The organism is Klebsiella sp. WP3-W18-ESBL-02 (assembly GCF_014168815.1).
Classification (GTDB): Bacteria; Pseudomonadota; Gammaproteobacteria; order Enterobacterales; family Enterobacteriaceae; genus Kluyvera; species Kluyvera ascorbata_B.
The window spans coordinates 3,478,713-3,504,316 of the sequence record NZ_AP021972.1 but is presented as its reverse complement, the minus strand read 5'-3'; the positions used below and the strand labels follow the sequence as shown (position 1 = coordinate 3,504,316).

25 protein-coding genes are annotated in these 25,604 nt (G+C 54.6%); 6 read left to right on the top strand and 19 right to left on the bottom strand.

The window, feature by feature from the left end:
* Positions 1-52: 52 nt before the first annotated feature.
* Entirely contained in the window at positions 53-1,312 is a 1,260-nt protein-coding gene (locus H7R56_RS16725; RefSeq protein WP_146145689.1) for a hypothetical protein, read from the top strand.
* 14 nt (positions 1,313-1,326) lie between these two features.
* Here H7R56_RS16725 and gpmA read toward each other — a convergent pair whose 3' ends face one another.
* From gpmA to modE, 7 genes are all read right to left on the bottom strand, one after another.
* Positions 1,327-2,079: a 2,3-diphosphoglycerate-dependent phosphoglycerate mutase gene (gene gpmA / locus H7R56_RS16720; RefSeq protein ID WP_035892201.1), complete on the bottom strand. Its 753-nt coding sequence runs from the start codon at positions 2,077-2,079 to the stop codon at positions 1,327-1,329.
* A 250-nt stretch (positions 2,080-2,329) separates the two neighbouring features.
* Entirely contained in the window at positions 2,330-3,370 is a 1,041-nt protein-coding gene (gene galM / locus H7R56_RS16715; protein WP_106924625.1) for a galactose-1-epimerase, read from the bottom strand.
* Positions 3,364-4,512: a galactokinase gene (gene galK / locus H7R56_RS16710; protein WP_106924624.1), complete on the bottom strand. Its 1,149-nt coding sequence runs from the start codon at positions 4,510-4,512 to the stop codon at positions 3,364-3,366. The genes galM and galK overlap by 7 nt, the downstream gene beginning before the upstream one ends.
* Before the next feature lie 2 nt (positions 4,513-4,514).
* Complete coding sequence (gene galT / locus H7R56_RS16705) at positions 4,515-5,561, bottom strand: galactose-1-phosphate uridylyltransferase (RefSeq protein WP_106924623.1); 1,047 nt, start codon at positions 5,559-5,561, stop codon at positions 4,515-4,517.
* 10 nt (positions 5,562-5,571) lie between these two features.
* A complete protein-coding gene (gene galE / locus H7R56_RS16700) occupies positions 5,572-6,588 on the bottom strand; it encodes a UDP-glucose 4-epimerase GalE (protein WP_106924622.1) in 1,017 nt (338 codons plus the stop codon).
* A gap of 261 nt (positions 6,589-6,849) precedes the next feature.
* A complete protein-coding gene (modF, locus tag H7R56_RS16695) occupies positions 6,850-8,319 on the bottom strand; it encodes a molybdate ABC transporter ATP-binding protein ModF (protein ID WP_106924621.1) in 1,470 nt (489 codons plus the stop codon).
* Between the two features lie 67 nt (positions 8,320-8,386).
* Positions 8,387-9,175 (bottom strand): molybdenum-dependent transcriptional regulator, encoded by a 789-nt coding sequence (gene modE, locus H7R56_RS16690; protein WP_106924620.1) that lies wholly within the window; start codon positions 9,173-9,175, stop codon positions 8,387-8,389.
* A 130-nt stretch (positions 9,176-9,305) separates the two neighbouring features.
* Between modE and H7R56_RS16685 the strand changes: the two genes are divergently transcribed.
* The 4 genes from H7R56_RS16685 to modC all read left to right on the top strand — a co-directional run bounded on the left by H7R56_RS16685 (position 9,306) and on the right by modC (position 12,156).
* Positions 9,306-9,455 carry an AcrZ family multidrug efflux pump-associated protein gene (locus tag H7R56_RS16685; RefSeq protein WP_072129149.1) on the top strand — a complete coding sequence of 50 codons (150 nt, stop codon included), beginning with the start codon at positions 9,306-9,308 and terminating at the stop codon, positions 9,453-9,455.
* Positions 9,456-9,631: 176 nt separating this feature from the next.
* Positions 9,632-10,405 (top strand): molybdate ABC transporter substrate-binding protein, encoded by a 774-nt coding sequence (gene modA, locus H7R56_RS16680; protein ID WP_106924619.1) that lies wholly within the window; start codon positions 9,632-9,634, stop codon positions 10,403-10,405.
* On the top strand, positions 10,405-11,094 hold the full coding sequence (modB, locus tag H7R56_RS16675; RefSeq protein WP_181357959.1) for a molybdate ABC transporter permease subunit: 690 nt from the start codon (positions 10,405-10,407) through the stop codon (positions 11,092-11,094). The genes modA and modB overlap by 1 nt, the downstream gene beginning before the upstream one ends.
* Positions 11,095-11,097: 3 nt before the next feature.
* Entirely contained in the window at positions 11,098-12,156 is a 1,059-nt protein-coding gene (modC, locus tag H7R56_RS16670) for a molybdenum ABC transporter ATP-binding protein ModC (protein ID WP_181357958.1), read from the top strand.
* Here the strand turns inward: modC and H7R56_RS16665 are convergent, their stop codons facing one another.
* Entirely contained in the window at positions 12,157-12,975 is an 819-nt protein-coding gene (locus tag H7R56_RS16665; RefSeq protein WP_182928310.1) for a pyridoxal phosphatase, read from the bottom strand.
* Positions 12,976-13,092: 117 nt separating this feature from the next.
* On the opposite strand from H7R56_RS16665, the gene pgl reads away from it, so the two are divergent.
* Positions 13,093-14,088 (top strand): 6-phosphogluconolactonase, encoded by a 996-nt coding sequence (pgl, locus tag H7R56_RS16660; RefSeq protein ID WP_106924608.1) that lies wholly within the window; start codon positions 13,093-13,095, stop codon positions 14,086-14,088.
* Between the two features lie 43 nt (positions 14,089-14,131).
* On the opposite strand, the gene H7R56_RS16655 is transcribed toward pgl, so the two are convergent.
* From H7R56_RS16655 to H7R56_RS16605, 11 genes are all read right to left on the bottom strand, one after another.
* A complete protein-coding gene (locus H7R56_RS16655) occupies positions 14,132-15,439 on the bottom strand; it encodes a PTS sugar transporter subunit IIC (RefSeq protein WP_106924607.1) in 1,308 nt (435 codons plus the stop codon).
* Positions 15,436-15,795: a PTS sugar transporter subunit IIB gene (locus tag H7R56_RS16650; protein WP_106924606.1), complete on the bottom strand. Its 360-nt coding sequence runs from the start codon at positions 15,793-15,795 to the stop codon at positions 15,436-15,438. Before H7R56_RS16650 ends, H7R56_RS16655 begins: the two co-directional genes overlap by 4 nt.
* A gap of 13 nt (positions 15,796-15,808) precedes the next feature.
* Positions 15,809-16,111, bottom strand: coding sequence for a PTS lactose/cellobiose transporter subunit IIA (locus tag H7R56_RS16645; protein ID WP_106924605.1), 303 nt, complete (start codon positions 16,109-16,111; stop codon positions 15,809-15,811).
* Positions 16,108-16,830, bottom strand: coding sequence for a 6-phosphogluconolactonase (locus H7R56_RS16640; protein ID WP_106924604.1), 723 nt, complete (start codon positions 16,828-16,830; stop codon positions 16,108-16,110). The genes H7R56_RS16645 and H7R56_RS16640 overlap by 4 nt, the downstream gene beginning before the upstream one ends.
* Positions 16,830-18,209, bottom strand: coding sequence for a family 4 glycosyl hydrolase (locus H7R56_RS16635; RefSeq protein WP_106924603.1), 1,380 nt, complete (start codon positions 18,207-18,209; stop codon positions 16,830-16,832). Before H7R56_RS16635 ends, H7R56_RS16640 begins: the two co-directional genes overlap by 1 nt.
* Before the next feature lie 71 nt (positions 18,210-18,280).
* Positions 18,281-19,030 (bottom strand): GntR family transcriptional regulator, encoded by a 750-nt coding sequence (locus H7R56_RS16630; protein WP_106924602.1) that lies wholly within the window; start codon positions 19,028-19,030, stop codon positions 18,281-18,283.
* A 201-nt stretch (positions 19,031-19,231) separates the two neighbouring features.
* The gene (locus tag H7R56_RS16625) at positions 19,232-20,515 is read right to left on the bottom strand and encodes a putative acyl-CoA thioester hydrolase (RefSeq protein WP_106924601.1); all 1,284 of its coding nucleotides are present in this window, start codon (positions 20,513-20,515) and stop codon (positions 19,232-19,234) included.
* A gap of 195 nt (positions 20,516-20,710) precedes the next feature.
* Complete coding sequence (locus H7R56_RS16620) at positions 20,711-21,268, bottom strand: MltR family transcriptional regulator (RefSeq protein WP_223878907.1); 558 nt, start codon at positions 21,266-21,268, stop codon at positions 20,711-20,713.
* Positions 21,269-21,439: 171 nt separating this feature from the next.
* The gene (locus H7R56_RS16615) at positions 21,440-22,591 is read right to left on the bottom strand and encodes a mannitol-1-phosphate 5-dehydrogenase (RefSeq protein WP_106924599.1); all 1,152 of its coding nucleotides are present in this window, start codon (positions 22,589-22,591) and stop codon (positions 21,440-21,442) included.
* 52 nt (positions 22,592-22,643) lie between these two features.
* Positions 22,644-24,614, bottom strand: coding sequence for a PTS mannitol transporter subunit IICBA (locus H7R56_RS16610; protein WP_106924598.1), 1,971 nt, complete (start codon positions 24,612-24,614; stop codon positions 22,644-22,646).
* Between the two features lie 455 nt (positions 24,615-25,069).
* The gene (locus tag H7R56_RS16605) at positions 25,070-25,546 is read right to left on the bottom strand and encodes a kinase inhibitor (protein WP_106924597.1); all 477 of its coding nucleotides are present in this window, start codon (positions 25,544-25,546) and stop codon (positions 25,070-25,072) included.
* Between the last annotated feature and the right edge of the window lie 58 nt (positions 25,547-25,604).

Below are 25,604 nucleotides of genomic sequence, written 5' to 3'. Positions count from 1 at the left end.
TACCTTGAGGTTTTACGGTGATGACTCTGACCTGCCACTACTAGAGGCGATCGTGGCCGGAACGCAATCGGCTAAGGATTTATACTCTGCCTTATATGCTATTAGGGACATTGCTCCTACCAGCTTGATAACTGTTTTATATAACTCAATGATTACGCAGAATAATTTCAGATTTATTTTGAAGAAGACGCTGTTTGAGCTGGGAGAAGCGATCGATTTCGAAGAGGAACTGAACGTTTTGATTGCATGTCTGGATGATGACAAGCTTTTCTATAGTCTTGGCCATAGTTATCTTGAAAGCCGGGTGGATGTTTTAAAGCACTGGCCTGGTCTTGTCGCGCATGAATCACGCCTGTTTGCTGCCTGCCAACAGAGTAAACGGCGTGCTGATTTTGTTGTTTATGCCTATTTATGGAGCATCGCCAGTGTGCATCAGCTCACTTCATTTGCTGATGTCGCTCTTGATGCCATTAAGAGTGACAAAATGGATACGATTATGTATGCCCTGTCGTTCTTGAATGCCTCTCCAACCTCCGCACTTTTGCCACTTTGTGCTGATTTTATTGCATTTTATGAGCGTAATATTACGCGTGGGCATAATTTAGCTCGCGTGGAGGTTGAGCTAATCCGACTTATTGATAAATGCGCAGATCGCACGCGGATAAGCCAGTGGTTAAATGGTTATCTGGAGTCGTTTTTCCCTCAGGAAAAGAGAGATAAATTCGCGGAAGACGATATCACGTATGCTTTCTCGTTAAGTCATGTCATCGCGACGATTGCGAAATATGCAGATGATATTGATGTTGGTATCATCAATAAGATCATCTTGCTGGATTGCAAGGCGTGGACTGAGATCGACAATTATCAACGTCAGATGGTGAATGCGCTCACCGACGCGCGGGCAACAGAACTGCTGGAGCTAGCGATCTCAAGTCAGTCTGTACCGGTCATTAATAATTATCTGGCTAAATTGTTGGTTGGAAGAGCGCATCTGCTGACGAAAGCGCTAACGATTAGCCTGATTCCTTCATTGCTTAGTTTCCATATGTGGCATCACACGCTGTTTATGCTCGTGGCGTCAAAATGGGATGATGAGGTGGCCGATGCGTTTTTAAAAAATATGATTGAAATGCCATGGAATTCGATTAATGCGCAAATGTTTGAAGGTAAAGCCGGAGAGTTTTCCACGTTGCTTTCAGCACGGCATTTGGACGCTTATACCGATTATGCAAACAGAGTTACTGACCCTCGTATTTTACGCATTTTCCAGCTATGGATTGAGGTTGCCAGAGATGAAACGCCCTCTCCGTAGAGAGGGCGGTTTTATCACTTCGCTTTACCCTGGTTTGCTACCGCAGCGGCTTTCGCGGCGATTTCATCCGCATTGCCCAGATAGTAGTGTTTGATAGGCTTGAAGTTTTCGTCGAACTCGTACACCAGCGGAACGCCGGTCGGGATGTTCAGCTCAAGAATTTCATCTTCGCCCATGTTGTCGAGGTATTTGACCAGCGCACGCAGGGAGTTACCGTGCGCAGCGATGATTACGCGCTCGCCGCTTTTCAGGCGCGGCAGAATGGTTTCGTTCCAGTAAGGCACCACGCGCTCGATGGTCAGCGCCAGGCTCTCGGTGGTTGGCAGCTCTTTATCGGTCAGCTTAGCGTAACGCGGGTCGTGGCCCGGATAGCGCTCGTCGTCTTTCGTCAGCTCTGGTGGGGTGACCGCGAAACCGCGGCGCCACTGCTTAACCTGCTCGTCACCGTATTTTTCTGCGGTTTCGGCTTTGTTCAGACCCTGCAGCGCGCCGTAGTGGCGCTCGTTCAGTTTCCAGGATTTCTCAACCGGCAGCCAGGCCTGATCCAGTTCATCCAGAACGTTCCACAGCGTGTGGATGGCACGTTTCAGCACAGAGGTATAAGCAAAGTCGAAGCTGAAGCCTTCAGCCTTCAGCAGTTTGCCTGCTGCTTTTGCTTCGCTAACGCCTTTCTCAGACAGATCAACGTCGTACCAACCGGTGAAACGGTTTTCGTTGTTCCACTGACTTTCACCGTGACGAACCAGTACCAGCTTAGTTACAGCCATACTCTCACTCCTCAAGCTTTATTGAATGATAACAATTCTCATTATATTGCCGCGATCGCCTCGCCAGCAACGCTTATGCATAACCATAGCGAAAATAGTGCCCCAGTGTAAGATGCATGTGAACTCAGCGTTATTATTTTGTCTGTTCGTGACGTTATTTTCAGCGATATGCTTAAAAGATCGGCGAGATGCCGCAGGGGAGAGAATAGCCCGGCGTCGCTTCGCTCGGCCGGGCGGGTAACATCGGTCACTACAGGGCAATAAACTGATATTCGGTCAGGCTAACGTACTCGTTGCCCGGCCGTAAAACGCAGTCCGGCTGCGGCCATTCCGGATGGTTAGGGCTGTCCGGCAGAAATTCGCTTTCCAGCGCCAGCCCCTGCCATGCGGCATAAGGTTGCGCGGTGCGGGAAAGGGTACCGTCGAGGAAGTTGCCCGAGTAGAACTGGATTGCGGGCGCCGAGGTGTAGACCGCCATCTGCAGCTTTTTGTCTTGCGACCAGACGTTGGCAACCACTTGGCTGGCGTCGCCGTTGGCCTGTAGCAGGAAGGCGTGATCGTAACCATTCACCTTTTTCTGATCGTCATCGCGCAAGAAGTCCTGTGCGACGGTCTTCGGCTCACGGAAGTCGAAGCCGGTGCCTGCTACTGCTTTCAGCCCTTCGTGCGGGATCCCGCTGGCGTCCACCGGCAGATAGTCATCTGCCAGCAGCTGCAGGGTGTGGTTGCGCACGTCGGTCTGCGCGCCGTCAAGGTTAAAGTAAACGTGGTTAGTCAGGTTCACCGGGCAGGCCTTATCAACCTTAGCGCGGTATTCAATAGAGATGCGGTTGTCTTCGGTCAGGCGGTAGATTGCGGTAGCCTGCAATTCGCCGGGGAAACCCTGGTCGCCGTCTGGCGAGGTCAGGGTAAAGACCGCTTCCGTCGCGTTCTGGGTGGTCACTAACCAGCGTCGCTTATCAAAGCCTTCCGGTCCGCCGTGCAGCTGGTGCTCTCCCTGGCTTGGCGCGACGTCTACCGTCTGTCCATCGAGCGTGAAGCGGCTGTTGGCGATGCGGTTGGCGTAGCGGCCAATAGACGCGCCGAGAAACGCCGCCTGCTGTGGGTACTGCGCTGGCGAAGCGCAGCCCAGCAACGCTTCACGCACGCTGCCGTCGCTAAGCGGAATACGCGCCGACAGCAGCGTGGCGCCCCAATCCATCAGGGTCACGACAACGCCGTTGGCATTGCGTAAGGTGATCAGACGGTACGGTTGGCCGTCAGCGGCCAGCTCGGGAGTTTCAGTTAGCACTGGCCAGCTCCTTGCGACGGTTTGCAAACATAGAAGGTTTCCTTGATGCCCGTTTTCGCTTCGTACTGTTCCGCTACCGCTTGTTTCACCGCCGGAACCAGCGTTTCTGGAATCAGCGCAACGATGCAGCCGCCGAAGCCGCCACCGGTCATACGCACGCCGCCCTGCTCGCCGACGGTCGCTTTGACGATATCCACCAGGGTATCAATCTGCGGTACGGTGATTTCAAAGTCATCGCGCATTGAGGCGTGTGATTCGGCCATAAGTTGGCCCATACGCAGCAGGTCGCCTTTCTCCAGCGCGGCCGCCGCTTCCACGGTGCGGGCATTTTCGGTCAGGACATGGCGTACGCGTTTGGCCACCACCGGGTCCAGCTCGTGGGCCACAGCATTAAATTCGTCGACGGTGACGTCACGCAGAGCCGCGCGCTGGAAGAAACGCGCGCCGGTTTCGCACTGTTCGCGACGGGTGTTGTATTCACTGCCAACCAGAGTGCGCTTGAAGTTGCTGTTGATAATCACGACGGCGACGCCTTCAGGCATCGAGACCGCTTTTGTGCCCAGTGTCCGGCAGTCGATCAGCAGCGCGTGGTCTTTTTTGCCCAGCGCCGAAATCAGCTGATCCATAATGCCGCAGTTACAGCCCACAAACTGGTTTTCGGCTTCCTGGCCGTTGAGCGCAATCTGAGCGCCGTCGAGCGGCAGATGGTAAAGCTGCTGGAAAACGGTACCGACCGCCACTTCCAGCGAGGCGGAGGAGCTTAAACCCGCCCCCTGCGGCACGTTGCCGCTGATGACCAGATCCGCCCCGCCAAAGGCGTTATCACGTTTTTGCAGATGCTTGACGACGCCACGAACGTAGTTGGACCACTGCTGAGTTTCGTGGCTGACGATCGGCGCATCGAGGGAAAAGGTATCGCTTTCGTTGTCGTAGTCGGCGGCGATCACGCGCACCGTACGGTCTTCACGCGGTGAGCAGCTGATAACGGTTTGATAATCAATGGCGCACGGCAGTACAAAGCCATCGTTGTAGTCGGTGTGTTCACCAATCAGGTTAACGCGGCCCGGAGCCTGGATGACGTGGGTGGCAGGGTAGCCGAATTTTTCAGCAAACAGGGCTTGTGTTCTTTCTTTCAGACTCATTGTTATTCTCCGGACTCGCGAAAGTGGATGTCGCTGACCGCGCGCAGGCGCTCGGCCGCTTGTTCTGCCGTCAGGTCGCGCTGGGTCTCTGCCAGCATTTCATACCCGACCATAAATTTGCGCACGGTGGCCGAGCGCAGCAGCGGCGGATAGAAGTGCGCATGCAGCTGCCAGTGAGCGTTATCTTCTCCGTTGAACGGCGCGCCGTGCCAGCCCATCGAATAGGGGAAGGAGCACTGGAAGAGGTTATCGTAGCGGCTGGTCAGTTTTTTCAACGCCAGCGCCAGGTCTTCGCGCTGGGCGTCGGTTAAGTCGGTAATGCGCAGTACGTGCGTTTTTGGCAGCAGCAGCGTTTCGAACGGCCAGGCCGCCCAGTAGGGAACAACCGCCAGCCAGTGTTCGGTTTCAACCACCGTGCGGCTGCCATCGGCCAGCTCGCGGTTAACGTAATCCACCAGCATCGGCGACCGCTGTTCAGCGTAATAGTCGCGCATCAGGCGATCTTCACGCTCAATTTCGTTGGGCAGAAAACTGTTTGCCCAGACCTGGCCATGTGGATGCGGGTTAGAACAGCCCATCGCCGCGCCTTTATTTTCAAACACCTGAACCCACGGATAGCGCTGACCCAATTCTGCAGTCTGCTCCTGCCAGGTTTTAACCACCGACTGCAGGGCGCTGAGGCTCAGCTCCGGCAGCGTTTTGCTGTGGTCAGGGGAGAAGCAAATCACCCGGCTGGTACCGCGTGCGCTCTGGCAGCGCATTAACGGATCGTTGCTTTCCGGTGCATCCGGTGTATCGACCATCAGCGCGGCAAAATCGTTAGTGAAGACGTAGGTGCTGGTGTAGTCCGGGTTCTTATCGCCCGTCACCCGGGTATTTCCCGGGCACAAAAAGCAGTCCGGATCGTGTGCGGGCAGCGTCTGTTTTGACGGTGTCTCTTGCGCCCCCTGCCAGGGGCGCTTTGCACGATGCGGTGACACGAGGATCCACTGGCCGGTTAACGGATTAAAGCGGCGATGCGGATGGTCGACGGGGTTAAATTGCGTCATTTCACAATCCTTAATCGGGATATCCCTGAGGATGGCGGGACTGCCAGTGCCAGGTGTCCTGCGCCATTTCATCAAGGTTACGGGTGACACGCCAGTTCAGCTCCTGGTCGGCTTTGCTTGCATCGGCCCAGTAGGCCGGGAGGTCGCCGTCACGACGGGGAGCGAAGTGGTAGTTAATGGGTTTGCCGCAGGCTTTGCTGAACGCGTTAACCACGTCAAGCACGCTGCTGCCGACGCCTGCACCAAGGTTGTAGATATGCACGCCGGCTTTGTTGGCCAGCTTTTCCATCGCCGCAACGTGGCCGTCGGCGAGGTCCATGACGTGGATGTAATCGCGCACGCCGGTGCCGTCAGGCGTCGGGTAGTCGTTACCGAAAATGGCCAGCGATTCACGACGGCCTACCGCCACCTGCGCAATGTACGGCATCAGGTTGTTCGGAATGCCCTGCGGATCTTCGCCCATATCGCCAGACTGATGCGCACCCACCGGGTTGAAGTAGCGCAGTAGCGCAATGCTCCAGTCCGGCTGCGCTTTTTGCAGGTCGGTCAGGATCTGTTCAACCATCAGCTTACTTTTGCCGTATGGGCTTTGCGGTGTACCGGTCGGGAAGCTTTCAACATAAGGGATTTTCGGCTGGTCGCCGTAGACGGTCGCGGAAGAGCTGAAAATGAAGTTTTTAACGTTCGCGGCGCGCATTGCGCTGATTAAACGCAGGGTGCCGTTAACGTTGTTGTCGTAGTACTCCAGCGGCTTTTGCACTGATTCACCGACGGCCTTCAGGCCCGCGAAGTGGATCACCGCATCAATGGCGCGATCGCGGAGGATCTCGGTCATCAGCGCTTCATCACGGATATCGCCTTCGACGAACGATGGGGCTTTGCCGCCCAGGCGGGTAATGACGGGCAAAACGCTACGTTTGCTGTTGCACAGGTTGTCGAGAATCACCACTTCATGACCCTGCTGCAGCAGCTGTACGCACGTGTGGCTTCCAATGTAACCGCTACCACCTGTAACCAATACTTTCATTTTTAGCTCCGTTAAGCTTATGGCATGGAATAACCTTAGCATAACAGAACGGCTAAAAGTGTGACATGGGCTAAATTAGTGGTATCGTTTACACAGCAATACGTTAAACAGGGAATCGAATAAAAATGATTTTAAATCAAAAGGGTAACTTGTTCATGTGAAAAAAATCTGAAAAAGGACCTTATTTGAGAACGGATTATTCTCTGCAGAGCGGTGTTTGTCCGGGCTACGCGTAGCACGCCGTAACCCGGACAAACGCGATTACAGCGGGCCGACCTCGTAGCGATAGCCGTCACCGTCGGCGACAAACGCCAACCGGTGGGTAATACACTCCGGCGCGTCTTCCGCATGATGCGAGACAAACAGCAGTTGGGTTTTTCCCTCACTTATCAACACGTCGATAAAACGGCGCACCACCTGACGATTGAGCGGGTCCAGCCCCTGCAACGGCTCGTCAAGAATGAGCAGCGTAGGATGCTTAACCAACGCGCGAACAATCAGCGCCAGCCGCTGCTGGCCCCAGGAGAGGCTGTGGAACGGCGCGTCGGCGGTACGCGCGTTCATGCCGAGTATCGCCAGCCATTCGTCCACCTGTTTACGCTGCTTATCAGAAACGGCCTGATAAATGCCAATGGAATCAAAATAGCCGGAAAGGATCACGTTGCGTACCGTCGTGCTGACGCGGTAGTCAAGGTGCAGGCTACTGCTGACATAGCCGATATGCTTTTTGATATCCCAGATGGTTTCGCCGCTGCCGCGGCGACGGCCGAACAGCGTAAGATCGTTGCTGTAGCCCTGCGGATGATCGCCGGTGACAAGGCTTAGCAGCGTCGATTTGCCGGCTCCATTGGGCCCGACAATCTGCCAGTGCTCGCCGGGTGATACCGTCCAGCTCAGGTGGTTAATGATCGGTCGATCGTTATACGACACCACGCCGTCGCGCAGCACGATACGTGGCTGGTCGTCGGGTAAGGAAAGGCGGGCCGAGGGGGCGTCCGGTTCGGGCAGCGTCATCCCGGCGAGCTTCTCGCTGTGGGCCAGCTGGGCAACCAGCGTTTGTTCAAGCAGCGTTTTTTTCTCGCCCATGTCGCTCAGCGTACAGTCGGCGAGCACGCCAGCAAAGGGCACGAAGTCCGGAATATCATCAAAGCGGTTGAGCACCAGCACCAGGGTATAGCCTGACTGGTAAAGCGTGGCCAGATGATCGGCCAACTGACGGCGTGAGGCAACGTCGAGACCATCAAATGGTTCATCAAGGATCAGCAGGTCGGGCTGTGCCATCAGCGCCTGGCAGAGCAGGGTTTTGCGAGTTTCGCCGGTAGAGAGGTATTTAAAGCGTCTGTCCAGCAGGTGGTCAATGCCGAACTGGGCGGCCAGCTGCGCGCATCGCGCAGCGTCCTTAACCTCATCCTGAATAATTTGTGCGGCGGTGCGTCCGGTGTCGTCTTCGTCGGCGCTGAGCATGTCGGTGTTGTTACGCTGCCATTCGTCGCTGACCAGTTTTTGTAGCTGCTCGAAGGAGAGGCGGGTGATGCGACTGAAGCCGCACGTCCGGCTGCCGGACAGCAACGGCAGCTCCCCCGCCAGCGCGCGGGCCAGCGCTGATTTTCCGCTCCCGTTGCTGCCGACGAAAGCCCAGCTTTCGCCAGCGCGCAGCGTCAGCTGGTCAATATGGAGCGTTTTGGTGTCGCTAAGACGAAACGTGCCTTGCGAAATTTGCAATGATGACATTATGTATCCCGTTTTTTGCAGCGTTATGCATCAGGGATACGTCTTCCTCAGCGCAAAGTCAATGCCATCAGCACAACGTAGCAAGAATGATGCGATCGGCATTGAAGTATGCTGTGACATCGCTCCCTTCTTCCAGCGTTTCGGCATCCTGAAGCGGCAGCGTGGCGCACAGGGTTTGCCCGTCGGGCAGCGCCATCAGAACTTCGCACTGCTCTGCGCCGCGCTGAATGTGGCTAATACGGCAGGCGAGCTGGTTGTCAGCGGCAGCGGCGAGTGCGGGATCGCGAGTGACGTTGACCCACGGCGCTTTCAGCAGCACCAGCACTTCCTGACCTTCATCGAGCCCCAGGCGCTCGCCGCTTTGTGCGGTAATCGCCACCTTGAGACGGGTTGTGCCATCAGCCAGTAAAATATCGACATGCTGTTGTACCTGCTGGTGGTCACGGCGGGTGACCGTACCAAACCACTGGTTGCGAGCGCTGGTTTGCAGCGAGAAGCGAGAGATAGCCGCCAGCAGGCTGTCGAGCGGCAGCGCATCGTCGTCACTCAGCACATCAAAGGCTTTTTGTTGAATTTGCGCCAGCAGATCGTAGAGCTGAATCAGACGCTGACCGTAGCGGGTGAGCACCGCGCCGCCGCCGCCTTTGCCGCCGGTTGCGCGGTCGACCAGCGACTGCTCGCTGAGCTGATTCATTTCGTTAATGGCATCCCATGCGCTCTTGTAGCTGATGCCGGCGTTTTTGGCCCCCTGGCTGATTGAGCCGGTCTGTGCTATTTGTTTGAGGAGCGAGATGCGGCGCGGATCGGCAAACAGGCGCTGCTGGAGCTTAAGGGTCAGAAGGATTTCAGCCTGCATAACAGTGTCCTGGAGTCAAAAAGGGTATTCTGACCCAAATGTTAGCCTGCGCAAAGCTCACCGCACAAAAGGGCGTGTTTTTCTGCGTTATCCGGTTACAATAGCGGCATCACATTGTATGGAGTAAACCATGTTAGAGCTGTTGAAAAGTCTGGTATTTGCCGTAATCATGGTACCCGTAGTGATGGCTATCATCCTGGGGTTAATTTACGGTCTGGGTGAAGTGTTCAACATCTTCTCCGGCGTTGGTCATAAAGACAGAAGCCAGCAAAACCACTGATTCCTCAAAAACGCCCGGTTCCGCCGGGCGTTTTGCTATCAAGTTCCCCACCTTTGTGCCGATAATCAGTCCTGTACGCTGCGATCGTTGATGTATCTGTAATGCATTAATGTCAGAAAACCCCTATACTCTTCGCTGTATTTTACTTTATATAACGACATTTACAGGAGTTTCAAATGGCAGGTTCATGGTTACGCTTGTTTGCAGGGGCGACATTATCGCTTTCCGTTGTGGGTCACGCGCTGGCGGATGACGCGAAGATTACCGTTTTCGCCGCGGCGTCGTTGACGAATGCGATGCAGGATATTGCGAAGGCCTATAAGAAAGAGAAAAACGTAGACGTGGTCTCCTCTTTTGCGTCTTCCTCAACGCTGGCTCGCCAGATTGAAGCCGGCGCGCCGGCAGACCTGTTTATCTCCGCTGACCAGAAGTGGATGGACTATGCGGTGGATAAAAAAGCGATTGATACTGCGACACGTGAAACGCTGCTGGGCAACAGCCTGGTCGTTGTTGCGCCGAAGGCCAGCGAGCAGAGCGATATTACTGTCGATGCAAAAACCAACTGGACCAGCCTGCTGAAAGGCGGCCGTCTAGCGGTAGGCGATCCGGATCACGTACCGGCAGGCATCTACGCGAAAGAAGCGCTGCAGAAGCTGGGCGCATGGGAAACGCTGTCGTCGAAACTGGCCCCGGCAGAAGACGTGCGTGGCGCGCTGGCGCTGGTGGAACGCAACGAAGCACCGTTGGGTATTGTGTACGGTTCTGACGCGGTCGCCAGCAAAGGTGTTAAAGTTGTCGGCACGTTCCCGGAAGACTCTCATCAGAAAGTGGAATACCCGATTGCCATTATCGATGGCCATAAAAATGCCACCGTCTCGGCGTTCTATGATTATCTGAAAGGCCCGCAGGCGTCTGAGATTTTTAAACATTACGGATTTACGACTCGCTAATGATATTGACCGATCCCGAATGGCAGGCGGTAATGCTGAGCCTGAAAGTATCTTCCCTGGCTGTGGTATTTAGCCTGCCGTTTGGGGTTTTTTTTGCCTGGCTGTTGGTACGGCGCAACTTCCCCGGAAAAGCCCTGCTCGACGGGCTTCTTCACCTCCCGCTGGTGCTCCCGCCGGTGGTTGTGGGGTATCTTTTGCTGGTAGCGATGGGCCGCCGAGGCTTTATCGGTAGCTGGTTGTATGACTGGTTTGGCCTGACCTTCGCTTTTAGCTGGCGCGGCGCGGTGATTGCGGCGGCGGTGATGTCGTTCCCGCTGATGGTCAGGGCGATCCGTCTGGCGCTGGAAAACGTCGACGTTAAGCTTGAACAGGCGGCTCGCACCTTAGGGGCGGGGCGCTGGCGGGTATTTGGTACCATTACGCTGCCGTTGATGCTGCCGGGGATTATTGTCGGTACCGTACTGGCGTTTGCCCGCTCGCTCGGCGAGTTTGGTGCCACGATCACCTTTGTGTCGAATATTCCCGGCGAAACACGCACCATTCCTTCGGCCATGTATACCCTGATTCAGACCCCCGGCGGCGAAAGCGCTGCGGCGCGTCTGTGTCTGATTTCTATCGTACTGGCGCTGATTTCCCTGATGATTTCCGAATGGCTGGCAGGCATTAGCCGCCGCAGGATGGGGGCGTAAATCATGCTGGAGCTGAATTTTAGCCAGACGCTGGGCACGCACTGTCTGGAGATCAATGAATCGCTGCCGGCTTCCGGCATTACCGCCGTTTTCGGCGTCTCGGGCGCGGGAAAAACTTCCCTGATTAACGCCATCAGCGGACTGACGACGCCGCAGCAAGGGCGCATTGTGCTCAACGACCGCGTGCTGAATGATGCTGAACAGGGAATTTGCCTGGCACCGGAGAAACGACGCATCGGCTATGTGTTCCAGGATGCGCGCCTGTTCCCGCATTACAAGGTACGCGGCAATCTGCGCTATGGGATGGCAAAAAGCATGGCTGAGCAGTTCGATAAGCTGGTCTCGCTGCTCGGTATTGAGCCGTTGCTCGACCGGCTGCCGGGCAGCCTGTCCGGCGGCGAAAAACAGCGCGTGGCGATTGGCCGTGCGCTGCTGACCGCGCCGGAGCTGCTGTTGCTCGATGAGCCGCTGGCCTCGCTGGATATCCCGCGCAAGCGCGAGCTGCTGCCGTATCTTCAGCGTCTGGCGCGAGAGATCAATATACCGATGCTCTACGTCAGCCACTCGCTGGATGAAATTTTGCACCTGGCTGACAAGGTGCTGGTGCTGGAAGGCGGCAAGGTGAAGGCGTTTGGCAATCTGGAAGAGGTGTGGGGCAGCAGCGTAATGCATCCGTGGCTGCCGCAGGATCAGCAGAGCAGCATTCTGCGCGTGACGGTGCTGGAACACCATCCGCACTACGCGATGACGGCGCTGGCGCTGGGCGATCAGCACATCTGGGTGAATAAACTCGACAAGCCGTTGCAGAGCGCCGTTCGCGTGCGTATTCAGGCAACCGATGTGTCGCTGGTGCTACAGCCTTCGCCGCACACCAGTATTCGCAACGTACTGCATGCGAAAGTCCAGCAGTGCTATGACGACAACGGTCAGGTCGAAGTGCAGCTGGACGTCAGCGGCCGCACGCTGTGGGCGCGCATTAGCCCGTGGGCCCGCGATGACCTGGCGGTGAAGCCAGGCCAGTGGCTCTATGCGCAGGTGAAGAGCGTATCGATCACCGCCTGATTACAGCAGGTGGGTATTGATATAGTCGGCGATAGCATCAGTGGTGTTGTCACCGATCACCACGTTAGCGCGCGCCTTCACCGCATCATCCGCGTTGCCCATCGCTACGCCGGTGCCGGCCGCTTCAAGCATACTGATGTCGTTAAAGTTATCGCCGAAGGCCACCACGTCGCGCATCGACCAGCCCTGTGCGGTGATGAACTGCGTCAGACGGTTACCTTTGCTGTTACCCTGGCGCGCAATATCGACCTGATCGTGCCACGACCACTCGCATTCCAGCTGTAGCGTCTGTTCAACGTGCTTGGCAAAGTTTTGCAGTTTTTCGCCATCTTCATCGGTCAGGGCAAACTTCCAGACGTTTTTTACCTCGCGTGCCGCCTGTGCCAGCGAGTCGACCTGGGTAAACGACGGGCGCTGCGCCTCCGGCAAGCTCTGCGCCCAGTTGCTGGTTCGCACCACATGGCCGGTTGGGTACTGGTACATCATGGTATCGTCGACGTACATCAGGCCATGCACCTTGTGTTCATCAAGCAAAGCGATCAGCTGCTGGGCTTTATCAACCGGCATAGGATCGGCATCCAGTACTTTTTTCGCTTGATAATCATACAAGTAAGTGCCATTACAACAAATTGCAGGTGTATCCAGCGCCAGTGCCTGATAAAAAGGATGAATGGCAACGTGATGACGACCGGTGACGATCATTAAGTGATAGCCTGCCGCTTTGGCGCGATTCAGCGCCTCCAGCGAAGAGGGCAGTAAGGTTTTCTTTGGTGTCAGGAGCGTTCCGTCCAGATCCAGGGCAATCACACGTGCAGTCATAATGTTGTCTCGCGTTAAAGAGAAAATTTGCTGTGCAGGATGGTACACCGAGATACCTGCGCGGCAAAATGGTGTGATAAATAGCCGCAAATTATGTGTTTTCAGAAAGGAGTGTTCATGAAACAGACCGTTTATACCGCCAGCCCCGAGAGCCAGCAGATCCACGTCTGGACGTTGAACCATGACGGCAGCCTGAAGCTGGTCCAGGTGGTGGATGTTCCGGGGCAGGTGCAGCCGATGGTCATCAGCCCTGATAAACGCTATTTGTACGTCGGCGTGCGCCCGGAGTTCCGCGTGCTGGCCTACCGTATTGCACCGGACGACGGTGCGTTGACCTATGCTGCCGAAGCGCCGCTGCCGGGTAGCCCGACTCACATTTCCACCGATCGTAAAGGCAACTTTATCTTCAGCGCCTCTTACAACCAGGCCAACGTGGCGGTGATTCGCCTGCAAGACGGTCTTCCGCGCGATACCGTGACGGTGGTGGAAGGGCTGGAAGGCTGTCACTCGGCGAATATCTCACCGGATAACCGTACCCTGTGGGTACCGGCGCTGAAGCAGGATCGTATCTGCCTGTTTACCCTCAGCGACGACGGCTTCCTGGCGGAGCAAACGCCGGCGGAGGTGACCACCGTAGAGGGCGCGGGCCCGCGTCACATGGTGTTCCATCCGAACGAGCAGTATGGCTATTGCGTCAACGAGCTAAACAGCACCGTTGATGTGTGGGAGCTGAAAGATCCGTACGGCAAAATCGAATGCGTTCAGACGCTGGATATGATGCCGCATGATTTCACCGGTACGCGCTGGGCGGCGGATATCCACATCACTCCGGATGGCCGTCACCTGTACGCCTGCGACCGTACCTCTAGCTTGATCACCGTCTTTAGCGTCTCTGAAGATGGCAGCGTACTGTCGCTGGAAGGCTTCCAGCCGACCGAAACCCAGCCGCGTGGCTTCAATATCGATCACAGCGGTAAATACCTGATTGCCGCTGGGCAGAAATCGCATCACATTGCGGTGTATGAAATTGCCGGTGAGCAAGGGTTGCTACAGGAAAAAGGGCGCTATGCCGTAGGGCAGGGCCCGATGTGGGTGGTGGTGTACGCGCACTAATCGTGGCGGTTAAACCACCTGCTCGCGCAGGTGGTTTACGTCATCAGAAGTCCAGATTCAACGCATCATATTTATCCCGCTGTGCCTGCATTTCACTCTCTTTGTTGAGAATGCTGCGTTCATACATCTTAAAAAATGGGTAATACATCAATAATCCCGCCAGAATCACCAGTACCGCGACGATCGGCGCACGCCAGTCCATCGTGATAAAGTACTGGGCAATAGGTGTTGGTATTCCGCCAACCTGGGCCACCGGCCCGCCAACAAAGCCCATGTCGAAAACTAAGTACGTCAGTGACGCCAGGATCGGTGTCCCGAGCACGAACGGAAAGAAAAAGTAAGGGTTAAAGGCGATTGGAAAACCGTAGACCACCGGTTCAGAAATACCAAACAGAGAGGGGACGATGGCTGCTTTCCCCGCCGCCTTCAGCTGCGGTGCTCTGCTCATTAAGCCAAGAAGGGCGATGGCACCGGTAATCCCTGAGCCCGTACAGGCGGCAAATGCGCCCCACCAGCCTTCGGTAAATACGTGTTCCGTCGGCAGGCCCTGCGCAAAGTTTGCTGCATTCAGCGACAGGTATTGCGTCATAAATGGCAGCGTAAAACCGATGAGAATCGCGTAACCGTTGAGGCCGAAAAACCAGAAAATCATCTCCAGCAGAATGATGATGAAGACCCCCCAGACGGAATCGATGCCACTGACGGCCGGCGCCAGCGCAGTCGTGAACAGTTCGGGCACAATCTGCTGGTTGAACAGGCTCTGGCTGGTAATGGTCATTGCGCAGGCTGCTATAACGACAAAAAGCAAAGGGAATATTGATTCGAAGGTTTTGGCAATCATATCTGGCAATCCGCCGATGCGGATGGTGATTTTCTTGCGATAGGCCCAGCTAATAAATTCCACGGTTGCCAGTGAGGCAATAATGGCAACGAACAGGCCGCGAGAGTCTAAAAACGCAATATTAATATTACCCTCAACAATCTTGCTGTTCAGAATCATCGTTACCATCACCGAACTGATAATGGGGTAAAGGGGGGCAACGTTGATTTTTTGCGTGTGGTGGTAGCTAATGGTAATGGCACAATAAACCGAAAGCAGACCGAAGGTATAGGTAAAAGGCAGTTGAAATAAAGCCCCGTATTGCGCAAAAAAATGGCTGATAGCCGTATCGGGGGAAAACAAACTGCCTAACCCCGTAATGATTAAGCTGATGGAACCTACCATCAGAATCGCCATTAAGCTAATCATTCCATTTTTTATCGATGAGATAAAACGATTCTGCTCAATCCGGGTTGCAATATAGACCATGTGTTGCTCAAATTTCTTGAGAAACGGCTGTGAGGCTGTCATTTTACACCTTCCTTGGCAGGCCGATTAAGATGATATAAATAGAGTGCTTGTTTCAATATTAATGCGCCATCAGCAAGCCCGTAGGCCTGGCTGTCGATAACTTCAATGGGTTTAGCATATTGCCCGGCGATGGCCGCAAGCTCGGGAAATTTATGCTTCATCTGCGGGCCGACCATCACCAAATCGTAATCAGCGATATAGGTATTTAGATCACCAGCGCTGCGGGCATCGATACGAATATTCTGGCCTTTCAGTACTTCACTGTTATCGACAACCTCGCGCATTTTACTCACCATCACGCTAGTCGATGCTCCGAGGTTACAGACGAGAAGAATGGATAAATTCTGATAGTTCATATTGGGGCCTCGATTATTTATTTTTATACAGTTCGATAAATTCGCGATAAATATTCTGCGCCAGCAGGACGTTCATTAAATGATCCTGGGCATGAACAAAAAGCAGAGAAAATGCGATCGGTTGGCCGCTGATTTCCCCTTGTAACGATTCACTTTGAATATGATGGGCCCGCTGAAGGTTAACTTCCGATTCGTGAAAATAAGCCTCAGCCTGCGTGATATCGCCGCTTTTGGCGGCCTGTAACGCGGCATTGAGCTGCGAAAAGCTTTCTCCGGCGCAGGCTATAATGCTGAACCACCGTTGTTCGTCAGTCATAAAATACTCTCCACGTTAAACACGGCATCATCCAGCAGCAGTATCGTATTGGCGTGCTGTTTTAAGCTGGTGGCCGGGAAGTTTTCGTTCGGGGGCGTAAACAGCAGGCGCTGCACAATATTGCGTTTATGCGCGCCGCTAGCGGCAATGATAATGTGTTCACTGGCAAGAATATTACCAATGCCAAGCGTAATGCCCTGATGCAGGCGGGTGGCTGTCGGGAAATACTTCTGTGCAACGCGAATGGTTGTTTCGCTAAGGTTGGAGATGTGCGCCAGCGAGTTGAATGCGCTGCCGGGCTCATTGAGACCAAGATGGCCATTCTGACCTATCCCGAGTAGCGTCAGGCGCAGCGGCCGTTCGGCCAGCAGCTGGTTTATGCGGTGGCACTCGTGTTCCAACGCCTCTCCGGTATGCGTAGCGTCGAACTGCTGGAGTTGGCCGGGGCGCAGCGCTAAATGTTGATACAGGTCGTGATGCATTGCGTACTGGCAGCTGCCTTCATCCTGCTGACCGAGCCCGACCCACTCATCAAGCCCAACGAGCGTTGCGCGCAGCGGGAAGCGGCGACGTTGATATTCTGCGGCAACGTACTGATAGGCTCGCTGAGGCGTATCGCCCGAAGCCAGGCATACGGTGCCTTCTTGCTGAAGAGCATCAATGATGGCGTCGCCGAGCACGCGGGAAAACTGCTGTTGAGAACATATCGCCAGTTCCATTAGCGCCACTCCCCGGTGTAGGCCTGATATTCGGCGAGTAGCTCATTGAGAATCTGCGTGGCGATGGTGTAGTCATTAATCAGCGGATGTACCATGAGCGCCCGAATTGCGCTCTTTTTACAACGCTGCTCAATCGCGTGAATCGTCAGGTTTTCAAAGCGTTTGATCGTACTGATGATGTGGCTCTGATAGGCCGGCAGATCGTCGACGCGTCGCGGCATTATTTTGCCGTCATGCATATCGCAGGTTATCTCAATGACATCATCGGGATGCAACTGGCGGATGCTGTCGTTGTTTTTCACCAGAATCGTCATTGGCCACGCAGGTTTATTCTGTAATCCCCTGATAATATTCAGCGCGATTCCCGAGTAGCCGCCGGTATCTGGAGCGGCAATAAACTCCGGGAGGCTGAGTGCTTTATAGTGGTTATCCCGGCGGCCGTCGCTTTCAATCGCAAAGTAAGAGTTTTCTCGCTCCAGCAGATGGTGCGCAAAAATAGCAAATTGCTGCTCTATACTGGCTGATTGATTCGCGCGCAGCTCGTCCAGCATCCGCTGATTAATGTTTTGAATCGTCTCACCGCGCGCGCAACCGTGGCGAGCTATCGAGGTAATAATGGCCTGATGGTTGAAATAAAAGTAGAGATACTCATTGGGGAGCTCTTGTTGTAAAACGTCGATGGTTGCTTCGTCGAACAGCTTCATCTCCGTCTCTTTGAACAACTGCTGATGGGCCAGGATCTGCGCGCTGACGTCTTTACCGTCGACGGTGAAATCGCGGTAGAACGAGAGATGATTCAGACCATAGCAGGTTGCTGAGAAACGCATAATGTCGACGTCCAGCAGTTTTGCTATTTCACGCATGAAGCTCGCAGGGCCATCACAAATGCCATAAACATTGTCGTAACCGGCATTAATCAACGCCTGGGTAACCAGCCCTGATGGGTTGGTGAAATTGAAGAACAGTACCCCTTTGGCGGAAACCTGGCGGGCCAGTTCGAGATACTCTTTTAAGACAGGAATGGATCGCAGGGCCATCGCAAATCCGCCAATGCCGGTGGTTTCCTGGCCCAGAATATTGTATTTCTGAGCCAGTTTTTCATCAAAAACGCGCCCGGCATCCCCTTCAACGCGTAGCGTGGTGATAACATAATTTGCGTCGGTCAGTGCAGTCCGTGGGCTGGTGGTCAGGGAAATCGTTAAATCAGGATTTATTTTCTTTGCAATAGCCCGGGCTAGCCCGCCATAAATAGTCAGTTTCTCTTCGTTAATATCCATAAAGCATATTTCAGTCAGTGCGAGCTGCTTTGACTGTAATGCTAACGTTTTGGCAAGATATGGCGCGCGAACGCCGCCACCGCCTAATACGGTTAATTTCATTCAGGTCACTCCTTTATAATACGGTTAAATTAATTAACGGCTTATTAAAAAGGCGTGTGAGCAGGAATTGATCAAACAGCTGTAATTGATGAGTTCAGCGTCACGCCTTGTAATTCAATGGTGTATTCGAATTGACTACCGCGAGCTATTTCGACGGTGTATTCAATTGGTGTATTATCTAAAAATGCAATGCGCTCAATCTGCAAGCCAGGCGCACCAGGAGTTTCATTCAGATGTCTGGCAATATCTGGTTTAATATTTATCGCTCTGAATGTATCAATCGCCCGGCGAACGGAAATGTTATACTTTTCTTTTATAGCATTATATAAACCACACGTTTCAATATCCTCCTGCGTTAGCTCAGGGAAAAGAACACTAGTAAGATAGGTTTCTTCATATAAGATAGGCTCATAGTCGGCGGAGCGTAGACGAATAATATGATAAACAGGATTTTCAGTATTCAGTTTTTGCGCGATCCGCGTTGGCGCGCTGCTCAGACTGAAGTGGAGCAGGGTGGTGCCTGGCGTTTTATTTAAACGCATCATTTCTTCATGAAAACTATAAACGGTAATGAGGCTTTGCTTCACCGCTTGCTCGCGAACAAAAATACCTTTGCCGTGTATTTTTTTGATAAACCCTTCTTTTTCCAGCTCGGCCATCGCCTGGCGCACGGTAGTGCGGCTGATTTCATACTGCAAGCATAATTCTCGCTCAAAAGGTAATTGTTGGCCCGCCTTGAGTTCGCCAGCGTTAATTTTCTGCGTGACAATTTCAAAGAGCTGCGCATACATGGGCAATTTGTTTTTTTTATTGATCTTCATTGCACGACATCCTTAACAAGACCTGAGCTTTGATGTTGTAAGGATGTCATGATCTCTCATTGTCATGATGTTATCGCTGTCACAGTACAGCGTTATTTTTTAAGTTTTTTTCTTTTAAAACAATGCGTTAGTTGATTCCGTTAAAGCTTCAGATATAAAAAAGGCCCATGATGTCATGGGCCTTTTTCTATTGATGGCGGATTATTTCTTCGGCTCGGCCACGATATGACTTCCCACGCCGCGGTTGTTGTATTCCCACATGCGGTTGAAGTTACGGTCGTTGAGGTCGCGCTTCAGCTGACCTTTTTCGTCCTGCGCGCCGGTGTTGCCGCTGAACGGACGTTTAGAAACGGCGGCGTCAGCCCATGGTTTCGCGACGTTAAAGCCTTCGTTAATCACGCTATCGCGGATCACGACCTGGCCGTTGGTGTTGCTGTCGACGTCGAGCGAGCGGCCCAGCTGCGCTACGCCGTCACCGGAAGCGGTGAAGCGGCTGTTGGTGGCGAGGAAACCGTAGAAGATGTTGGATGACGTCGCAGGTGCGAAGACATAGCCTTCCTGCTGGGTACGCGAGTTCACTACGCGGAAATCGGTGTTGTCGAACACCACCGCGCCACGGCCGGAAACGATATCCACATCGCCTTCGAGGTAGCTGTTGCTGACCAGCGTACGGGTCTGGCGATTGTTCTGCAGACGGTTATCAACACCGCTGTTGGTGACGAAGAACGTATTCTGACGGCCCAGCACATTGACGTTGTTAAGCTGGGTTTTATCGCCATCGGTCCGCAGCGCGACCGCCTGGTGAGTCCCTGCATCGACGCTGTCGCCCAGGGTATTTTGAATCGTCAGGTTTTGCAGCTGCAGACCGTTGTTCTGCGACCAGACGACCGCCGAGCACATGACGCCAATCGTGGCGCTGCGCTTGCTCTGGCAGCTGTCAAACATGTACCACGCCGGTTTGCCCGGCATGTATTTACCGCCTGGGTTAACCAGCTTACGCCAGCTTGCCGGGTCGATTTCAGAATCGATGGCCAGACCGATTTTGACATCAATCGCTTTCTCGCCGGTACCGTAGATGGTCAGGCTGCCCGGAGCGGCCGGCACATAAACGGTGCCCTGATACTCACCTGGCAGCACGGCAATATAGATGCGTGAGCTGCTGTGGCGCGCGATAGCGGCATCAACGGCGGCCTGAATGCTGGTGTGCGTCACGCCCTGGGTACCGGCTGGGCCAACCACGAAGTCTGCTTTCGCCGGCACGGCGATAGACGACGGCGACCAGGCTGCAGCGTTAGGGTCAAGCGAAGCGAAGTAACGCGCGGCGGTAAAGTTTTGCGCTTCATCTGCCGACAGCACCGGGCGGGAAGAGGTCCCTGGCGCGGTCTGATCGGACGGACGCTGATCCGCAGGGGTTGAGCTGCAAGCCGTCAGTGTCACGCCAAAAGCCAATGCCAGCGCCAGACGAGAAACCGAGAAAGTGTTCATGTTGCTCCAGGCTAAGTAAGTGAAAGAGAATCCTGTAAAAGCAGCCTTTTTATACTAAGTTGAGCGAAACGGGAAGATGCGCTGATAAAAAAAACGCCGGTTTTTTGCCGACTTATGTCAACGAAAAGCAAAGAACTGCGGATGGCAAAGGCGAGGGCCCTATTATGGGTATTATCCATCCGCTGTCGACAGCGCTTAAAACGCTTTCTTATGCGCCAGACTGGTCACTAAATCCGTAATGCTGAGCACCAGCGTTGAGCGGACCATCTGCTGATAACGCTGTTCCTGCATGGTTCTTAGCGCATCATCAACCACGTCTTCCGGCAGGTGTAGCGTAGGCGGCGGCGGGAGTGCTGTCATGCAGTGCAGCATATTGATAGGGCCCAGGATTTCATCGTCGGTAAAGCTGTAGATTTTGTTCTCATGCGCCAGCTCGTTATTCAGCGCCAGCAGCAGTTCGACGTCTTCGTATTCATCGCGGCTGATCACGCCCAGAGCGTAGATAAGCTTGAGCCGCACCGGCAGGTTTGCCAGCGGCCCGCTGCCTTCCAGCAGCGGCTCTACCGCGTATTTAACGGCGTAATCATCTTTACGAAAGGCCTGGAGGATGAGCTGATCCACCGCTTCGGACAGCAGCCCGACGGCGGTCTGAATAAAACCGGTCAACGTCTGGCGGGCGTTCAGCCGCTCCAGGATGCGGTTTTCCACCGCCTGATTCTGATTAAGGTGTGCGTCGTCCATTGGGGCCATCATCGTTGCGTTGCTTTTTGCAAATGGTGGTTTCTCTGGAGCCGAGTCCTTTGGGTGTGGCTTTTCGCTTTCGGGTTGCGCGTTCATGCGCAGGCGATTCAGTTTCATTTTACCCTTCTTATCGGCAGCGGCCGCCTACGGCAGCCGCGCCTGTCCTATGGGGTGACATCGTCGTTAACGTTGCATGGCGTTATACACATTCACGATCTGTGCGACAAGCTCTGGCTGGTCATGCAGCCCACAAACCTGATTAACCGTGCTTGTTACCCCTTTTTCCTCCAGCAGGTTTGCCATTTCTTGCGCCTGCGGGTCCTGGTGGCTGCGATAGCGTAACGCGGCGGCAATGCCGATTATCAGGTGCCGGTTCGGCAGCGCGTACTCCAGCGTGCCGCGCAGCGGTTTGATTAAGCGATCGTTCTCGCTCAATTTACGCAGCGGCTGACGGCCTACGCGTTCGACCTCATCGTGCAGGTATGGGTTTTCGAAGCGGGTCAGAATTTTGTCGATGTAGGCGGCATGCTGCTGCGAATCGAAGGCGTAGCGCTTAATCAGCACGTCGCCGCTTTCGGTCATGGCGTTTTTCACCACCTCACGAATAGCCGGGTCCAGAATGGACTCGCGAATGGTCCGGTAGCCAGCCAGTTGACCAAGGTAGGCCGTGATAGCGTGACCGGTGTTGAGCGTGAACAGTTTACGTTCGATGTAGGCCATCAGATTGCTGGTGGGTTCCATGCCAGCAATCTCCGGCAGCGCCCCCTTGAACTGGGTGCTGTCGACAATCCACTCGCTAAAGGTTTCAACGGTGACGTCCAGTGGATCGTCGTTTGCCGCGGTCCCCGGTGGCACGATGCGATCGACTGCCGAATCGACAAAGCCAATGTGTTCTTCCACCCACCCGTGCAGCGCGATGGGCATTGCCTGCAGCACGTGCTGCTTGAGCTGGCTGGTGCCGCGCACCATGTTTTCGCAGGCGATAATATTCATCGGCTGCGCGTTGCCGCGCTCAAAGCGGGCGATCAACCCCTGGGCCAGGGTGCTGGCGATTTTGCTGAGCACCTGCGGGCCTACGGCGGTGGTGATGATATCGGCCTGCGCAATCTGCGCGATAGCGTCCGGGCTGTTGCTGTAGATGGCGCTAATGCGGCTGACCTGCTCGACGCGCGCATTTTCACCCACTACGTTGACCTGATAATGCTGCTGGTGCGCCAGTTGATCGACCAACGGTTGATTAACATCGGCGAAGGTGAGCTCCGCCTGGGCGTCCGCCAGCAGTTTACCGATAAAGCCGCGGCCAATATTCCCTGCGCCAAAATGAATTGCTTTCATTGCTGTTTACCTCGAAAAAAATCCGTAGCCGGGGGCTGAGGCCCCCGAGACCTTATGCCGCTTGCTCGCCGGACAGGAGTTGTAAAATCTCCTGGACGCTGGTGGTTTGCGCCAGGCGTTCAATCACGTCCTTATCGTCCAGCGCGTTGGCCAGACGGGCGATAACCTGAACGTGCTCGTTGTTGCGTGCGGCAATGCCGATGACCAGGCGGGCGATATCGTCCGGTTCATCGCCAAAGCGGACGCCCTGCGGGTACTGGCAAATAACAATCCCGGTGCGCAGCACGCGGTCTTTGGCTTCTACGGTGCCGTGCGGCACGGCAATGGACTCTCCGAGGTAGGTGGTGGTTAACGCTTCCCGCGCCAGCATGGCGTCAACGTAATCCGGCTCGACGTAGCCGCCGGATACCAGCATTTCGCCAGCAAAACGAATGGCCTGTTCTTTATTGGCGGCGGTCAGGTTGAGGAAAATGTTATCGGCGCTGAGCTTAAACAGGTTTTCCTCGCGCTCGCCAGGCGTGAATGCATCGTCGTTGGCGGCGATAATGGTCTGATTAATCAGTCGGCTATCGTTGGCTGCGGGCGGTAGCTTCGCGGCCAGCAGACGGGTGGTGAGATCGGTGTACAGGCCGCTGTCGAGGAAGTTGCTCAGCGACATATGCATCGCCTGCGGCGCAAAGCGCATGGCGCGTTCGGTAAGGTCCTGGTGGGTGATGACCAGGTCGACATCCTCCGGCAGGCTATTGATGGCGCAGTTGGTCACCGAAATATGGTTCAGACCAGCATCCTTCACCTTTTTGCGCAGTACGCCTGCACCAAGGGCGCTCGAGCCCATTCCGGCATCGCAGGCTACGATAATTTTACGCACGTGGTGCAAATCTTTCGCCAGATCCAGCGCCGGCTGCGGGATTTCGCCAGACGGTTTGCCGCCGGTTTTAGACTGCTGTTTCAGGCTCTGCATACGGCGGGTGGCTTCCGCCAGGCCGTTGCTCTCTTCATCACCCACGCGAACGCGTTTAAGCAGCATCGAGGCCGTGAGGAAAGAGACCAGCGTTGACGCCAGAATCGACAGTACTACACCAATCAGCGACGCTTTCGGCGTCATCAGCAACACCGCAAAGATAGAGCCCGGAGAGGCCGGGGAAACCAGGCCTGCGTTGAACAGCGTCAGGGTAAAGACGCCGGTCATGCCGCCAAGAATGACCGCCAGAATTAAACGCGGGTTCATCAGCACGTATGGGAAATAAATTTCGTGAATACCGCCGAAGAAGTGAATGATCGCTGCACCGCCTGCCGACTGCTTGGCGCTGCCTTTACCGAAGAACATGTATGCCAGCAGAATACCCAGACCCGGACCCGGGTTGGCTTCAATCAGGAAGAAGATAGACTTGCCGGTTTCCGTTGCCTGCTGAATGCCCAGCGGTGAGAAAATGCCGTGGTTGATCGCATTATTGAGGAACAGAATTTTCGCCGGTTCGACAAAGATCGAGGTTAACGGCAGCAGGTTGTTCTGTACCATCACGTTGACGCCGGTCGCCAGTGCTTTAGACAGCAGCTCGACCATTGGCCCGATGGCCAGGAAGGAGAGCATTGCCAGCAGCATGCCGATAATCCCGGCGGAGAAGTTGTTCACCAGCATCTCAAAGCCGCTTTTGATCTTACCGTCGACCCAGCGGTCAAAGCGTTTGATTGCCCAGCCGCCCAACGGCCCGGCAATCATGGCTCCCATAAACATCGGCATATCGGCACCGACGATCACGCCCATGGTAGTAATTGCGCCAACGACGCCGCCGCGCTCGCCACCAATCAGGCGACCGCCGGTGTAGCCGATGAGCAGCGGCAGCAGATAGGTGATCATCGGGCCGACCAGTTTGGCCAGCGTCTCATTCGGCAGCCAGCCGGTAGGAATAAACAGTGCGGTAATCAAACCCCAGGCAATGAATGCGCCAATATTGGGCATCACCATATTGCTGAGGAAGCGGCCAAAATTCTGTACCTTGACCTTGATATCTGGTGATAACATAAAAACACCCCTTGTGGTGCGCGTTAGATGTTGCGCGCGTAATAGTTGTGGTGGTTTCGCCAAAAACCATCCAGTCGTTCTGTATGCAAAATCGACTCTATCACGCCGTTTTCGTCTCGCGTACCCCAGGGGGTGTTTGTGATCTGCGTCACTATCATGGGGCCGATTAAAGGGTGTTTTTGGTGATGCTCGTCACATAAAAAGCCTGTAAGTCGGCTACAAAGTTAAAATATCGCGCATGTTGAGCTTATTTTTGTGACTAAAATCACTTTTTGTGTTGGTGTGTTTGTTTTTGAATTGTGATCATATTCACAAGATAATTTTACCTTCTTCTCGCCCCGTCTTTTGACTCTCCTGGTTCATCGTTTTTTCGTCAGAAAATTACACCGTGCGGCTGTCGGCATAAAAAAGCCCCGCGAGGTTTCCCTGCGGGGCTCAAAGTATAGGCCGTGAGATTAGCTAAAAAGCGCGGTCAGCGATGCGCTGCCCAAACTATGGAAATGGACGTTAAAGCCGACCATTGCGCCGCTTGCACCTTCATCGACGTCTATCTTATCTACGTCCAGCGCGTGGACGGTAAAGATATAGCGGTGAGTTTCGCCTTTCGGTGGTGCTGCGCCACCATAGCCAGCTTTACCAAAATCGGTGCGGGTTTGTAGCGCGCCGGCGGGCAGGCCGACCAGACCAGAGCCAGCGCCGGTGGGCAGTTCGCGGGTGTCCGCTGGCAGGTTGGCAACAATCCAGTGCCACCAGCCCGAGCCGGTTGGCGCGTCCGGGTCGAAGCAGGTCACAACAAAGCTTTTGGTCCCCGCCGGCACGTCATCCCATGCCAGATGCGGTGAAAGGTTTTCGCCGTCGTAGCCCATCCCGTTGAACACCTGGCGCTGGGGGAGTTTCTCGCCGTCACGCAGGTCGTGGCTGACTAATTTCATCAACTGCCTCCTTGGTTAATCTACTGATTAACCAAGGAGTGTAGCGGTTAGCCGCGCA

Coding starts and splice junctions, on each gene's coding strand:
- gpmA (WP_035892201.1), bottom strand. CDS start 2,079: ATGGCTGTAACTAAGCTGGTACTGGTTCGTCACGGTGAAAGTCAGTGG.
- galK (WP_106924624.1), bottom strand. CDS start 4,512: ATGAGTCTGAAAGAAAGAACACAAGCCCTGTTTGCTGAAAAATTCGGC.
- galT (WP_106924623.1), bottom strand. CDS start 5,561: ATGACGCAATTTAACCCCGTCGACCATCCGCATCGCCGCTTTAATCCG.
- galE (WP_106924622.1), bottom strand. CDS start 6,588: ATGAAAGTATTGGTTACAGGTGGTAGCGGTTACATTGGAAGCCACACG.
- modF (WP_106924621.1), bottom strand. CDS start 8,319: ATGTCATCATTGCAAATTTCGCAAGGCACGTTTCGTCTTAGCGACACC.
- modE (WP_106924620.1), bottom strand. CDS start 9,175: ATGCAGGCTGAAATCCTTCTGACCCTTAAGCTCCAGCAGCGCCTGTTT.
- H7R56_RS16685 (WP_072129149.1), top strand. CDS start 9,306: ATGTTAGAGCTGTTGAAAAGTCTGGTATTTGCCGTAATCATGGTACCC.
- modA (WP_106924619.1), top strand. CDS start 9,632: ATGGCAGGTTCATGGTTACGCTTGTTTGCAGGGGCGACATTATCGCTT.
- modB (WP_181357959.1), top strand. CDS start 10,405: ATGATATTGACCGATCCCGAATGGCAGGCGGTAATGCTGAGCCTGAAA.
- modC (WP_181357958.1), top strand. CDS start 11,098: ATGCTGGAGCTGAATTTTAGCCAGACGCTGGGCACGCACTGTCTGGAG.
- H7R56_RS16665 (WP_182928310.1), bottom strand. CDS start 12,975: ATGACTGCACGTGTGATTGCCCTGGATCTGGACGGAACGCTCCTGACA.
- pgl (WP_106924608.1), top strand. CDS start 13,093: ATGAAACAGACCGTTTATACCGCCAGCCCCGAGAGCCAGCAGATCCAC.
- H7R56_RS16655 (WP_106924607.1), bottom strand. CDS start 15,439: ATGACAGCCTCACAGCCGTTTCTCAAGAAATTTGAGCAACACATGGTC.
- H7R56_RS16650 (WP_106924606.1), bottom strand. CDS start 15,795: ATGAACTATCAGAATTTATCCATTCTTCTCGTCTGTAACCTCGGAGCA.
- H7R56_RS16645 (WP_106924605.1), bottom strand. CDS start 16,111: ATGACTGACGAACAACGGTGGTTCAGCATTATAGCCTGCGCCGGAGAA.
- H7R56_RS16640 (WP_106924604.1), bottom strand. CDS start 16,830: ATGGAACTGGCGATATGTTCTCAACAGCAGTTTTCCCGCGTGCTCGGC.
- H7R56_RS16635 (WP_106924603.1), bottom strand. CDS start 18,209: ATGAAATTAACCGTATTAGGCGGTGGCGGCGTTCGCGCGCCATATCTT.
- H7R56_RS16630 (WP_106924602.1), bottom strand. CDS start 19,030: ATGAAGATCAATAAAAAAAACAAATTGCCCATGTATGCGCAGCTCTTT.
- H7R56_RS16625 (WP_106924601.1), bottom strand. CDS start 20,515: ATGAACACTTTCTCGGTTTCTCGTCTGGCGCTGGCATTGGCTTTTGGC.
- H7R56_RS16620 (WP_223878907.1), bottom strand. CDS start 21,268: ATGATGGCCCCAATGGACGACGCACACCTTAATCAGAATCAGGCGGTG.
- H7R56_RS16615 (WP_106924599.1), bottom strand. CDS start 22,591: ATGAAAGCAATTCATTTTGGCGCAGGGAATATTGGCCGCGGCTTTATC.
- H7R56_RS16610 (WP_106924598.1), bottom strand. CDS start 24,614: ATGTTATCACCAGATATCAAGGTCAAGGTACAGAATTTTGGCCGCTTC.
- H7R56_RS16605 (WP_106924597.1), bottom strand. CDS start 25,546: ATGAAATTAGTCAGCCACGACCTGCGTGACGGCGAGAAACTCCCCCAG.